We start from the raw sequence: 15,025 nt of genomic DNA, 5'->3' as shown, positions 1-15,025 counted from the left end.
TCTTTCGAGGAAGCGGCACTCCGATGGCCAACGAAGACAAGCTCCGCGACTACCTCAAGCGGGTCATGGCTGATCTCCACGACACCCGCCGCCGACTCAGCGAGGCCCAGTCCCAGGAACTGGAGCCGGTGGCGATCGTGGCGATGAGCTGCCGGTTGCCGGGCGGGGTGCGCAACCCCGACGACCTGTGGGAGCTGTTGCGGGACGGCCGGGACGCCGTCGCGCCCTTCCCCGACGACCGGGGCTGGGACCTGGAGCGCCTCTACCACCCCGACCCCGACCACCCGGGCACCTCGTACGCCCGGGAGGGCGGGTTCGTCGACGGGGCCGGCGACTTCGACTCCGCCTTCTTCGGCATCTCGCCGCGCGAGGCGCTGACCATGGACCCCCAGCAGCGGCTGCTGCTGGAGACCTCCTGGGAGGCGGTAGAGGCCGCCGGCATCGACCCCGCCTCGCTGCGCGGCAGCCGGACCGGGGTGTTCGTCGGCACCAACGGGCAGGACTACGGCACCCTGCTGATGATGTCGCCCGACGGCGACGAAGGGCACTCGATGACCGGGGGCGCGGCGGCCGTCGCGTCGGGCCGGGTGTCGTACGCCCTCGGGCTCGAAGGACCGGCCGTATCCATCGACACGGCCTGCTCGTCGTCGCTGGTGGCGCTGCACCTCGCCGTGCAGGCGCTGCGGGCGGGGGAGTGCGACCTGGCGCTGGCCGGCGGCGTGACCGTGATGGCCACCCCGGGCCTCTACATCGGATCCAGCCGGCAGCGCGCACTCTCCACCGACGGGCGTTGCCGGTCGTTCGCCGCCGCCGCCGACGGCGCCGGCTTCTCCGAGGGAGTCGGCTGGCTGCTGGTCGAGCGGCTGTCGGACGCCCGCCGCAACGGCCACCGCGTCCTGGCTGTGGTCCGCGGCACCGCCGTCAACCAGGACGGCGCGTCGAACGGGCTGACCGCGCCCAACGGGCCGGCCCAGCAGCGGGTCATCAGCCAGGCCCTCACCTCCGCCCGGCTCTCCACCGCCGACGTCGACGTGGTGGAGGCGCACGGCACCGGCACCAGGCTGGGCGACCCGATCGAGGCGCAGGCGCTCATCGCCACGTACGGGCAGGACCGTGACGAGGCCCCGCCACTGCTGCTCGGCTCGGTGAAGTCGAACATCGGCCATGCCCAGGCCGCCGCGGGCGTGGCCGGCGTGATCAAGCTGGTGCTCGCCATCCGGCACGGCCTCGTGCCGGCGACGCTGCACGTCGACGCGCCGTCGCCGCACGTCGACTGGACGGCCGGTGCGGTGGAACTGGTGACGGAGGCCCGCCCGTGGCCCGAGACGGGCCGGGTACGCCGGGGCGCCGTCTCCTCGTTCGGCATCTCCGGCACCAACGCTCACGTGATCATCGAGCAGTCGGCTGAGCCGGTCGAGTCGGGTGCGTGTGGGCGTGGGGCGGGGTTGGTCGCTTCGGATGTGGTGGCCTGGCCGGTGTCGGCGCGGTCGGGGACGGCGTTGGCCGGTCAGGTTGTCCGGCTTGCGCGGCACGTGCGTGAGCGGGGTGGGATCGATCCGGTGGGGGTGGGCTGGTCATTGGCGGCTACCCGATCGGCGTTCGATCATCGCGTCGTTGTCGTCGGGTCGTCCGTCGAGGGGTTGCTCGCCGGGCTGGATGCCTTCGCTGCCGGTCAGCCGGCGGGGAACGTGGTCACGGGAGTGGCGTCGAGTCCGGGTGCGGGTCCGGTCTTCGTGTTTCCGGGTCAGGGTGCGCAGTCGGCGCGGATGGCGGCAGGGCTGGTGGGTCGTACGCCGGTGTTCGACGAGTGTCTGGCGGAGTGCCGGCGGGCGTTGGCGCCGTATCTCGATGTGGATCTCGTGTCGGTGCTCACGGGCGAGGACGAGTCGTGGCTGGACCGGGTCGAGGTGGTGCAGCCTGTGCTGTGGGCCGTCGGTGTCGCTCTGGCGGCGGTGTGGCGTGCGGCGGGCGTGGTTCCGGACGCGGTGATCGGTCACTCCCAGGGTGAGATCGGCGCGGCGTGTGTGGCGGGCATTCTGAGCCTGGAGGACGCGGCGAGGACGGTGGCGTTGCGGTCGCGTGCGCTGACGGTGCTGCGGGGTACCGGGACGATGGCGTCGGTGGACCTGTCGGCCGAGGCGGTGGCCGAGCGGCTGCCCGCGTTCCCGGGTGTCGGGGTCGCGGCGGTCAACGGCCCGTCCACCGTCGTGGTGTCGGGTCCGCCGGAGCACGTCGCCAGCCTTGTGCAGGCGTGCGAGGCCGAGGGTGTTCGTGCCCGGCTGATCCCCGTGGACTACGCGTCGCATTCGCCCGCGGTGCAGGAGGTCGCCGAGCAGCTTCGGGCGGACCTGGCCGGTGTCAGTCCGCGGGCCGGTCATACCCGGCTCGTGTCCACTCTCACCGGGGACTGGGTGGATCCGGCGGTGATGACCGCTGACTACTGGTACGACAACCTGCGACGGACCGTGCTCTTCGACGCGGCCGTGCGGACGGCTGTGGCTGCCGGGCACACCACGTTCGTCGAGATCAGCCCGCACCCGGTGCTGACGATGCCGGTCACCGCGATCCTCGACGACGCCGGTGTGAGCGGGCACACCATCGGCAGTCTGCGTCGTGGTGACGACGACGCGACCCGGCTGCTGACCAACCTCGCCACCGCGTATGCCGTCGGCCTGCCCGTCGACCTGACGAGGGTGCTGCCCGCCGCGGCCACCGTCGACCTGCCCACGTACGCCTTCGACCATCACCGGTACTGGCCCGCGCCGCCGCTCTTCCTCACCGCGGCCGACGCCGCCCCGGACATCGACCGCTGGCGCTACCGGGTCACCTGGCGGGCCCTGCCCGACCTGCCGCTGACCTGGCTCGCCGGCACCTGGCTCGTGCCGGTGCCCGCGGCGCTGGGCGACGACCCGCTGGTCACCGACGTGCTGTCGGCCCTCGGCAACTTCGGCGCGGACGTCGTCCCGGTGGAGCTGGATGTCACACACGACCCGGCGGCGCTGGCCGAGCGGCTGAGCGCCGCGCTCACCGGCCCGGACGGACCCGTCGCCGTGCTCTCGCTGCTGGGTCTGGACGAGCGGGCGCACCCGGAGCACCCGGCCACCTCGCTGGCCGTCTCGGGCACCGCCCTGCTGGTGCAGGCGCTCGGGCTGCTCGGCGTCGAGGCGCCGCTGTGGTGCGCCACCCGGGGAGCCGTCGTGGCCTGCGCCGACGACCCGGCGCCGCGCCCCGCCGCCGCCTCCGTCTGGGGGCTCGGCCGCGCCGTCGCCCTGGAACACCCCGCCCGCTGGGGCGGCCTGCTCGACCTGCCCGACGTGCTCGACGCGCAGGCCGGCGCGCTGCTCTGCGCGGCGCTCGGCGCCAGCGGTGGCGAAGACGCCTTCGGCGACGACGGCGCGGAGCAGTCCGGCCGGGGCGAGGACCAGCTCGCCGTCCGCGCCTCCGGCGTCTTCGTCCGCCGCCTCACCCGGATCACCGAACCCGAGTCGGCCGACTCCGGCGACGCGGACGACACCCGGCGGATGCGCGGCACCGTGCTGATCACCGGTGGCACCGGCGGACTGGGCGGGCATCTGGCCCGCTGGGCGGGCCGCTCCGGCGCCGCGCACGTCCTGCTGGCCAGCCGGCGCGGCCCGGACGCCCCGGGCGCCGCCGAGCTGGAGGCGGAGCTGACCGGCCTCGGCGTACGGGTCACAGTGGCCCGCTGCGACGTCGCCGACCGGGCACAGGTGGCCGACCTGCTCGCCGCCGTCCCCGCCGACGCCCCGCTGAGCGCCGTGCTGCACACCGCCGCCGTCCTCGACGACGGCATCGTCGACACCGTCACCGCGCAGCGCCTGCACACCGTCGCCGCGTCGAAGTGCGTCGCCGCGCTGCACCTGGACGAGCTGACCCGCGACCTCGACCTGGACGCCTTCGTGCTCTTCTCCTCGGTGGCCGGAACCACCGGCAACGCCGGGCAGGGCGCGTACGGGGCGGCCAACGCCTTCCTCGACGCCCTCGCCGAGCGGCGCCGGGCCGAGGGGCTGCCAGCCCTCTCGGTGGCCTGGGGCGCCTGGCGCGGGGCCGGCCTGCCCGCCGAGAACGAACGCGCCCAGGAACGGCTGCGCCGGGGCGGCATGATCGGCATGGACCCGGAACTGGCCGTCGAGGCCCTCGCCCGGGCGCTGCGCCGCGACGAGCCCACCACAGTCGTCGCCGACATCGACTGGGCCCGGTTCGCCCCCGCGTTCACCCTGGTGCGGCCCAGCCCGCTGATCGGCGACCTCGCCGAGGCCCAGGAGGCGACGCAGCCGGCCGGGCAGGAGGCCGCCGAGGAGGAGACGGGCGTACCATCGGCCCTCGCCCGGCGGCTCGCCGCGCTCGCGCCGGGGGAGCGCACCGCGACACTGCTGGAGCTGGTGCGGCAGTGCGCGGCGACGGCCCTCGGCTACGGCGCCGCCGACGACATCCCGGCCACCCAGCCCTTCCGCGACCTCGGCCTGGATTCGCTGACGGCAGTCGACATGCGCAACTTCCTGGCCGCCGCCACCGACCTGCGGCTGCCCGCGACGCTCGCCTTCGACTATCCGAACCCGACGGTGCTCGCCGCGCACCTCGGCGAACTGCTCACCGGGATCGTCCCCGACGCGACCACCCCCGCCCCGGCCGCCGCGGCCGAGGACGACGACCCGATCGCCATCGTGGCGATGAGCTGCCGCCTGCCCGGTGGGGCGGACACCCCGGAGCAACTGTGGCAGCTCCTCGCCGCCGGCGGCGACGCCATCGGGGAGTTCCCCACCGACCGGGGCTGGGACCTGGACCGGCTCTTCGACTCCGACCCGGAGAAGGAGGGCACCAGCTACGCCCGTGAGGGCGGCTTCGTCACCGGCGCCACCGACTTCGACGCCGGCTTCTTCGGCATCAGCCCTCGCGAGGCCCTCGCCATGGACCCGCAGCAGCGGCTGCTGCTGGAGGCGTCCTGGGAGGCGGTCGAGCGGGCCGGGATCGACCCGCACACGCTGCGCGGCAGCGCCACCGGCGTATTCGTCGGCACCAACTACCAGGACTACCGCAACCTGATGTTCAGCGCCGAGGGCGCCGAGGGGCACCTGATGACCGGCAATGCCGGCAGCGTCCTGTCGGGCCGGGTGTCGTACACCCTCGGGCTGGAGGGGCCCGCCGTCTCGGTCGACACCGCCTGCTCGTCGTCGCTGGTCGCGCTGCACTGGGCCTGCCAGGCGCTGCGCCGCTCGGAGTGCTCACTCGCCCTGGTCGGCGGTGTCACCGTCATGTCCACCCCCGGGGTGTTCGTCGGCTTCAGCCGGCAGCGGGGCCTCGCCCCGGACAGCCGGGTCAAGGCGTTCGCCTCCGCCGCCGACGGCACCGGCTGGGGCGAGGGCCTCGGCCTGCTGCTCGTCGAGCGGCTCTCCGACGCCCGCCGCAACGGTCACCCGGTGCTCGCGGTCATCCGGGGCAGCGCCGTCAACCAGGACGGCGCTTCCAACGGCCTCACCGCCCCGAACGGGCCGTCGCAGCAGCGGGTGATCCGGCAGGCGCTCGCCAACGCCGGCCTCGCCCCGGCCGATGTGGACGCCGTCGAGGCGCACGGCACCGGCACGAAGCTCGGCGACCCGATCGAGGCGCAGGCCCTGCTCGCCACGTACGGCCGGGAGCGGCCCGCCGAGCAGCCGCTCTGGCTCGGCTCGATCAAGTCGAACATCGGCCACACCCAGGCCGCCGCCGGTGTCGCCGGGATCATCAAGATGGTGCTGGCGCTGCGGCACGGCTACCTGCCGCAGACTCTGCACGTGGACGAGCCGACCGACCAGGTGGACTGGAGCGTCGGTGCGGTCGAACTGCTCGGCGAGGGCCGCCCGTGGCCGGTCACCGACCACCCGCGCCGCGCCGCCGTCTCCTCGTTCGGCATCAGCGGCACCAACGCGCACACCATCCTGGAGCAGGCCCCGGAGCCGGTCGAAGCCGAGCAGCCGACTGGTGACCCGGCGCGGCTGCCGGTGGTGCCGGTGCTGCTGTCGGGCCGTTCGGGGTTCGCGCTGGCCGCCCAGGCGCAGCGCTGGTCCGAGCAGCTCACCGGGCTGGAGGCGCCACGTACGGTCGACGTCGGCTGGTCGTCGGCCGTCGCCCGGGCAGCCCTGGAACACCGGGCCGTCGTGCTGGCCACCGACCGGATCGCGCTGGGCGCCGGGCTGCGCGCCCTCGGCGCCGGCGAGGACGCGCCGCTGGTGGTCACCGGCGTGGCGGTGCCCCGGCCTAAGGTGGCGTACCTGTTCTCGGGGCAGGGCGCCCAGCGGGCCGGGATGGGGCGCGAGCTGGCCGAGGCGTTCCCCGTCTTCGCCGCCGCCCTGGACGAGGCCTGCGCCGCCCTCGACGCGCACCTGCACCGCCCGCTCAAGCCACTGCTCTTCGCCGAGCCCGGCACGCATGAGGCCGAGGCGCTGGACCGCACCGAATTCACCCAGCCGGCGCTGTTCGCCGTGGAGGTGGCGCTGTTCCGGCTGTTCGAGGCGTGGGGGGTCCGCCCCGACGCCGTCGCCGGGCACTCGGTCGGCGAGATCGCGGCCGCCCACGCCGCCGGTGTGCTCTCCCTGGCCGACGCCGCCGAGCTGGTCGCCGCCCGGGGCCGGCTGATGCAGGCGCTGCCGGCCGGGGGGGCGATGCTCGCCGTCGCCGCCACCGAGGCCGAGGTGACCGCCACGCTCGGTGAGCGGGCCGACCGGGTCTCCGTCGCGGCCGTCAACGGCCCCGCCGCGGTCGTGGTGTCCGGGGCCGGCGACGCCGTCGAGGAACTGGCCGCCCAGTGGGCCGCCCGGGGTGTCCGGGTCCGGCGCTTGGCGGTCAGCCACGCGTTCCACAGTCCGCTGATGGATCCGGTGCTCGACGACCTCGCCGCCGTCGCCGGACGGCTGCGGTACGCGGCTCCGAGCATCCCGATGGTCTCCACCGTCACCGGCGCGCCGGTCGACGCGGCGGAGATCGGCACGCCCGACTACTGGGTGCGCCACGCCCGCGAGGCGGTACGCTTCGCCGACGCCGTCGTGGCACTGCGCGAGCGCAACGTCACCGGCTACGTCGAGATCGGCCCGGACGGGGTGCTCACCGCCCTCGCCCAGGCCGTCCTGGCCGAGGCCCCGGCCGGCGGCCGGGCCCCACTGGTGGTGCCCGCCCTGCGCCGGGACCGCGCCGAGCCGAGCACCCTGCTGCGCGCGCTCGCCGCGCTGCACACCCACGGCGTCTCCCCGGACTGGTCCGTCCTCTACGCCGGTACCGGCGCCCAGCGGGTCGAGCTGCCCACCTACGCGTTCGACCGGCAGCGCTACTGGCCGGAGCCGCCGCCCTGGGCCGCCCTCGTGGCCGCCGACGAGGCCACCGAGGTCGAGCGCCGCTTCTGGGCCGCGGTCGAGGCCGAGGACCTGGAGTCGCTGGCCCGCGACCTCGACGTGCACCGCGACCAGCCGTTCGGCACCGTGCTGCCCGCCCTGTCGGCGTGGCGCCGGCGCGGCCGGGAGCAGGCCCTGGTCGACGGCACCCGCTACCGGGCGGTCTGGGAGCCCATCGCGGAGACCTCGCAGGAGCAGGACCCCGGCCGGTGGCTGGTGCTGCTGCCCGCCGACCGGGCGGACGACCCCGACCTGCACTCCTGCACCTGGGCCCTGGGTGCCGAGGTGAGCATCGTGCCCGTGGACACCGCCGCCGACTCCGAGGAGCTGTGCGGCGGGTTCGCCGACGTGCTCACCGAGGCGCTCGGCGCGGGCGACGGGCCGCTGTCGATCCTGTCCTTCCTCGGCCTGGACGACGCCCCGCACGCCGAGCACCCGGCGCTGCCGCGCGGCCTCGCCGCGACCGTGCACCTGCTCCAGCAGCTCGTCGACCTCGACGCCTCGGTCCGGCTCTGGTGCGTCACCCAGGGCGCCGTCGGCCTCGGCGACGGCGACACCCCGGCCAACCCGCGGCAGGCGATGCTGTGGGGCCTGGGCCGGGTGGCCGCGCTGGAGCAGCCCGCCCGCTGGGCCGGGCTGGTCGACCTGCCCACTGACCTGGAGCCGTGGACGGCGATGCGTCTCGGCGGCATCCTCACCGGCGGCGGCGTGGAGGACCAGCTCGCCGTCCGCGAGTCCGGGGTGCTGGTGCGGCGGCTCGTACCGGCCACCACCACCGACGGGGAGCTCACGCCATGGCAGCCCCAGGGGACGGTGCTGATCACCGGAGGCGCCGGTGCGCTCGGTGGGCACGTGGCCCGCTGGGTGGCCGCCGAGGGCGCGCAACGGGTGGTGCTGACCAGCCGGCGGGGGACCGGCACCCCGGGCGCCGCCGAGCTGATCTCCGAGCTGGCCGGGCTCGGCGTGGACTGCCGGGTGGTCCGCTGCGACGCCGCCGACCGCGCCGCCGTGACCGACCTCCTGGCCGATCTCCGGCGGGAGGGGCCGCCGCTGCGCGCGGTGGTGCACGCCGCGGGGGTCAGCGAGGTGGTGCCGCTGGCCGACACCACCCTGGAGGACCTGGCGTACGTCATCGCCCCGAAGGTCTGCGGCGCCGAACACCTCGACGAGCTGCTCGGCGACGCCGAACTGGACGCGTTCGTGCTCTTCTCGTCCATCTCGGCGGTGTGGGGCAGCGGCGGACAGGGCGCGTACGCGGCCGGTAACGCCTACCTGGACGCGCTCGCCGAGCGGCGACGCGGCCAGGGCCGGGCGGCCACCTCCATCGCCTGGGGACCGTGGACCGAGTCGGGCATGTACACCGAGGGTGCGGCGGAGCAACTGCGTCGCCGCGGCCTCCAGGTGATGCCGCCCGGCGTGGCGATGGCCGGGCTGCGGCACGCCCTGGCGGTCGGCGACAGCTGCGTCACCGTCGCCGACGTCGACTGGGCCACCTTCCAGCCGCTGTTCACCTCGCTGCGGCCCAGTCCGCTGCTGGCCGACCTGCCGGCCGTACGCGGGCTGGCCGCCGCCCCCGCCGAGGCGCCGGAGGCGGTCGCGCCCGGCGCCCGGGACCTGCTCGCCGGGCTGCGGGCGCTGCCGGACGACGAGCGGCGGGCCGCACTGCTGGAGATGGTGCGGGTCGACGCGGCGAAGGTGCTCGGCCACCCCTCCGCCGACGCGATCGAGACCGACCGGGGCTTCCTGGACCTCGGCTTCGACTCGCTCACGGCCGTGGAACTGCGCAACCTGCTCACCGCGGCGACCGGGCACGACCTGCCCACCACCGTCGTCTTCGACTACCCCACCCCGGACGGCCTGGCCGGCCACCTGTACGAGCAGCTCTTCGCGGGCGCTGCGGGGGACGACGGCGACGGCGGCGACGAGGAGTCCGTGCGCCGGGCCCTCGCCGCGATCCCGCTCGACGAGCTGCGGCGGGCGGGCCTGCTCGACCAGCTGCTCCAGCTGGCCCGTACGAGTGCCGGCACGCCGGCCGTGGCGTCCGCTGCCCCGGTCACGTCGTCCGCACCCGAGACCCAGATCCGCGAACTCGACGTCGCCGGCCTGGTCCGGATGGCCCTGGAAGGCTCCGACTCGTGACCCGGCCGGCCCTGAGGAGCGCCCGATGAATGTTTCCCTGGACGAGGTCGTCGGCGCGCTGCGTGCGTCCCTGCTCGACAACCAGAAGCTCAAGCAGCAGAACCAGCAGCTCACCGCCGCGCTCAGCGAACCGGTAGCGATCATCGGCATGAGCTGCCGGTTCCCCGGCGGTGTCGGGTCACCCGAGCAACTGTGGGACCTGGTGGCCGCCGGCGGCGACGCGATGTCGGCGTTCCCGGACGACCGGGGCTGGAACCTGGGCGCGCTCTACGACCCCGACCCCGACCCCGACAGCCGGGGCACGTCGTACGTGCGTGAGGGCGGGTTCCTCTACTCCGCCGGGGACTTCGACCCGGCGTTCTTCGGCATCAGCCCCCGCGAGGCCCTCGCCATGGACCCGCAGCAGCGGCTGCTGCTGGAGACCGCCTGGGAGGCGTTCGAGCGGGCCGGCATCGACCCCACCCGGCTGCGCGGCGCGCCCACCGGTGTCTACGCGGCCACCAGCAGCCAGGGTGACTACGCGGCCCTGCTCACCGGGGTCACCGGCGGCGTCGAGGGCTACCTCGGCACCGGCAGCGCCGCAGCCGTGGCGAGCGGCCGGATCTCCTACGCTCTCGGGCTGGAGGGGCCGGCGGTCACCGTGGACACCGCGTGCAGCTCGTCGCTGGTCGCGCTGCACCTCGCCTGCCAGGCGCTGCGGCTGGGCGAATGCACGATGGCGCTGGTCGGCGGGGTGTCGGTGATGGCCACCCCGACCGTCTTCGTGGAGTTCTCCCGGCAACGGGGCCTGTCCACCGACGGCCGGTGCAAGTCGTTCGCCGCCGCCGCCGACGGCACCGGCTGGTCCGAGGGGGCCGGCATGCTGCTCGTCGAGCGGCTCTCCGACGCCCGCCGCAACGGCCACCCGGTCCTCGCCGTGCTGCGCGGCAGTGCCGTCAACCAGGACGGTGCGAGCAGCGGGCTGACCGCTCCGAACGGCCCGTCGCAGCGCCGGGTGATCCGGCAGGCTCTGGCAAACGCGGGGCTGGGTGCCGACCAGGTGGACGTCGTCGAGGCGCACGGTACGGGCACCACGTTGGGTGATCCGATCGAGGCGCAGGCGCTGATCGCGACGTATGGGCAGGGCCGGTCCGCGGAGCGGCCGTTGTGGCTCGGCTCGGTGAAGTCGAACATCGGGCACACGCAGGCGGCGGCGGGTGTGGCCGGGGTGATGAAGATGGTGCTGGCGATGCGGCACGGGGTGCTGCCGCCCACGCTGCACGTGGACGAGCCCACCCCGCACGTCGACTGGTCGGCCGGGGCGGTGTCCCTGCTGACCGGCCCGCAGCCATGGCCGGAGACCGGGCAGCCACGCCGGGCCGCGGTCTCCGCGTTCGGCATCAGCGGCACCAACGCACACGTCGTCATCGAGCAGGCCGCCGCGACGGACACCGACGACGTCCGGCCGGCCGGTACGCCCGCCCCGCCGGTACCGTGGATCGTCTCGGCCCGCTCCGCACCGGCCCTGGCCGGGCAGGCGCGGCGGCTGCTGGCGCATCTGGCCGACCACCCCGACCTGACCCCCGCCGACGTGGCGTACTCGCTGGTCACCACCCGGGCGGCCCTGCCGTACCGGGCAGCGGTGATCGGCGGGGACCGCGACGCGCTGCGGGCCGGCCTGCACGCGGTCGCCGAGGAGCGCGACACCCCCGGCGTGGTGCGAGGCGTGGCCCGCCCGGCCGGCAAGGTCGCGTTCCTCTTCACCGGGCAGGGTGCCCAGCGCCTCGGCATGGGCGCTGAGCTGTGCCGCCGGTTCCCGGTCTTCGCCGCCGCCTTCGACGAGGTGGCCGGGGAGCTGAACCGGCACTTGAGCCGGCCGCTGCGGGAGGTGGTCTTCGCCGAGGCCGACTCGCCCGGCGCGGATCTGCTGGACCGTACCGAGTTCACCCAGCCGGCGCTGTTCGCCTACGAGGTCGCCGCATACCGGCTGGTCACCGCCTGGGGGCTACGCCCGCAGTTCCTGCTCGGCCACTCGGTCGGCGAGCTGGCCGCGGCACACGTCGCCGGGGTGCTGTCGCTGGCCGACGCGGCGACCCTGGTGGCCGCCCGGGCCCGGCTCATGCAGCAGTTGCCGCCCGGCGGGGCGATGCTGGCGGTGCAGGCGTCCGAGGCGGAGGTGGTCCCGCTGCTCGACGAGCGGGTGTCCCTGGCCGCCGTGAACGGCCCCCGGTCGGTGGTGCTCTCCGGCGACGAGGAGGCCGTGCTCGCGGCGGGGCGGCGGCTGTCCGCCGAGGACCGGCGGTCCCGTCGGCTGCGGGTCAGCCACGCCTTCCACTCCGCCCGGATGGACGCCATGCTGGCCGACTTCCGGATCGTCGCGGAGAAGGTCGCGTGGCACCCGCCGAACCTTCCGATCGTCTCCGACCGCACCGGCGAGCCGCTCACCGCCGCCCAGGCCACGGACCCGGGCTACTGGGTCGACCACGTCCGGGACACCGTCCGTTTCCACGCGGGCGTCGCCACCCTCGCCGCGGGCGGCGTCGGAACCTTCGTGGAACTCGGCCCCGACAGCGCCCTGACCGTGCTGGCCCGGGAGTGCCTGCCCGACATGGAACCGGCGGCCTTCGTGCCGCTCGCCCGCCGGGACCAGCCGGAGGCGACCACGCTGCTCGCCGCGCTGGCCGCGGTCGACCTGCGCGGTGCCGGGGTCGACTGGGCGGCTCCCTTCGGCGGCAGCGACGCCGCGCGCGTCGAGCTGCCCACCTACGCCTTCCACCGCGAGCGTTTCTGGCCGGACCCGCCCACAGTGGATCTCGTCCCGCCCGCCGCTACCGGAGAGGACGAGGAGTTCTGGGCGGCCGTGGCGCAGGGACGACCGGCCGAGCTGGCCGCCGCGCTCGGCCTGCCCGCCGACCGGCAGGACGCGCTCGCCGACGTGCTGCCCGCCCTCGCCTCCTACCGGGACCGGCGGCGTCGCGGATCGGAGCTGGACGGGCTGCGCTACCGCGCCGACTGGGAACGCGTCGACCTGTCCCCCGCCCGTACCACGCCGACGGGCCGATGCCTGCTGGTGGCCGGGGCCGGCACCGACGCCACCGCGGTGCTCACCGTGCTGCGCGCCGAGGGCCTGGACCCGACGCTGGTCACGGTCGGAGACGACCTGGACGCTGTCGTCCGGGCCCCGCTCGCCGACGGCACCTGGTCGGTCGTGGTCTCGCTGCTGGCGGTGGAGGACCCGGCGGCCGGCGCGGGAACCGGCGCGCTCGCCGGGACGGCCGCGCTGGTGCGGGCCCTCGCCGCTGCGGGGAACGGCACGCCGATGTGGACCGTGACCCGGGGCGCGGTGGCCGTCGACGCGCACGACGCCGCTCCCGGCGTGGCCGGGGCGTGCCTCTGGGGCCTGGGCCGGGTGCTGGCGCTGGAGCAGCCGCGCCTGTGGGGCGGGCTGGTCGACCTGCCGGCGGAGCCGGACGACGTCGCGCTCGCCGCGCTCGCCCGGGTCGTCGCGTCCGGCGGCGACGAGGACCAGGTGGCGGTACGCAACGGCGGGGTGTATGCCCGGCGGCTCCGCCGGGCCCCGGCCGGCGCCACCGATACGGACTGGCGGCCCCGCGGCGCGGTCCTGGTGCACGGGTCCGCGCAGGTGCGTACCCCGCACCTGCTGCGCTGGCTCGCCGAGCGCGGCGCGTCGCACCTCGTCCTCGTGGGGCCGGTGGCGGATGCCGACCCGCCCGGCCCGGACGTCACAGTCACCGCCGTCGGCGACCTGGACGGGCTGCCCGAGGTGCTGGACCGGCTGGCCGCCACCGGCAGCGAGATCCGCACCGTCCTGCACGTCGCCGACTCCGACGGGGCCGGCGACCCGGTGGCGGTGCTGGACCCGCACGACCTGGCCGACGCCGTGGCCGCCCGTACCGCCGCCGTGGAACTGCTCGGGCGGGCCTGCGCCGGCCTACCGGTCGACGAGTTCGTCGTCTTCGCCTCGACGGCCGCCGTCTGGGGCAGCGGGGGAGCGGCGGTCGCCGCCGCCGTGGGCGCCGGGCTGGCGGCGCTGGCCGCGGGCTGGCGTGCCGCCGGCCGCCCGGCCACCGTCGTCGCGTGGGTGCCCTGGGCGGACGAGATCACCGACGCGGCGCAGTTGCGCCGCCGGGGGGTCCGGCCGCTGCCCGCCGACGTGGCCCTGTCCGCGCTGGGGCAGGCTCTGGTCCGCGGCGACGACCAACTGGCCGTGGCCGACCTCGACTGGCCCGCGTTCGTGCCGGCCTTCACCGCCGTACGGCCCAGCGCGCTACTGCGCGGCGTGCCCGAGGCGACGGCCGGCGCGGAGCCGGAGGCCGGCGATGCCGCGACCGATCCCGCCCGCGCGCTGCGTGAGCGGCTGGCCGGCGTTCCGGCCGGCGACCGGCACCGGATCCTGCTGGACCTGGTCCGGGCGCGGGTGGCCACCGTCCTCGGGCACGCCTCGCCCAACGCGGTCGAGGCCGACCGGGACTTCCTGGAACTCGGCTTCGACTCGCTGACCGCACTGGAACTGCGCGACGCGCTGCGCCAGGAGACCGGGGTGGAGCTGTCGGCGACCCTGCTCTTCGACCACCCCACCCCTACGGCGCTGGCCGTTCACCTGCTCGGCCGGCTCCTCGGCGCGGCGGCGGCCGGGGACGGCGCGGACGACGCCGGTGGACCTGCCGGGGAGAGTGCCGGCAGCGGACTGCTCGGCGGGTTGTTCAACCAGCCGAAGGCGCGCGAGGACCCGGCCGGCTATGCCGAACTGCTGGTCAAGCTCGCCCAGTTCCGCCCCAGCTTCCGCGAGCCGGCGCAGCTCACCCGCCCGGCCGGGATCCTCCGGCTGGCCGAGGGCGGCGCCCGGGCGCAGTTGGTGTGCTGCTGCACGATGTCGCTGCTCTCCGGCGCGCACGAGTACGCCCGGCTGGCCGCCGGCTTCCGGGGCGTACGTGACGTGTGGGCCCTGCCCAACCCCGGGTTCGGCGTGGGCGAGGAGCTTCCCGCCGACCTCGACGCGCTGCTGCGGGTGCACGCCGACACGGTGCTACGTACCGTCGGTGCCGGCCCGTTCGTGGTGGCCGGTCACTCCGGTGGTGCGATGGTGGCCAACCTGCTCGCCGGGGAGCTGGAACGCCAGGGCCGCCCGCCGGACGCGGTGGTGCTCATGGACACCTACCCGGCCGACAGCGAGGTGCTCGGCGGGTGGGTGCCGCAGCTTCTCGACGGGATGATCGACCGGGACACCGCGTACACGCCGATGGACGACTGGCGGACGACGGCGTGGGCGGGCTACCTGCCGCTGTTCCTGGACTGGCAGCCGACCGAGATGGCGGCGGCGACCCTGCTGGTGCGGGCCACCGAGCCGCTGGGGGAGTGGGACGGCGAACCGGACGGCTGGCGGTCGCGCTGGCCCTACCCGCACGAGGCTGTTGACGCGGCTGGCGACCACTTCAGCATGGTCGCCGACCGGGGGCCGGAACTCGCCGGCACGGTCCAGCGCTGGCTGGCCGCGCGGGGCCTGTGAC

General features: G+C 75.7%; 2 protein-coding genes. Both read left to right on the top strand.

Annotated elements, in window-relative coordinates; all coding sequences use genetic code 11:
* Nucleotides 1–23: 23 nt before the first annotated feature.
* Nucleotides 24–9,518 carry a type I polyketide synthase gene (locus FHU28_RS23650; protein ID WP_184686649.1) on the top strand — a complete coding sequence of 3,165 codons (9,495 nt, stop codon included), beginning with the start codon at nucleotides 24–26 and terminating at the stop codon, nucleotides 9,516–9,518.
* A gap of 25 nt (nucleotides 9,519–9,543) precedes the next feature.
* On the top strand, nucleotides 9,544–15,024 hold the full coding sequence (locus tag FHU28_RS23645; RefSeq protein ID WP_184686648.1) for a type I polyketide synthase: 5,481 nt from the start codon (nucleotides 9,544–9,546) through the stop codon (nucleotides 15,022–15,024).
* Nucleotide 15,025 lies beyond the last annotated feature (1 nt).

It is taken from the genome of Micromonospora echinospora, assembly GCF_014203425.1.
Classification (GTDB): Bacteria; Actinomycetota; Actinomycetes; order Mycobacteriales; family Micromonosporaceae; genus Micromonospora; species Micromonospora echinospora_A.
This window is presented reverse-complemented; position numbering and strand designations above follow the sequence as displayed.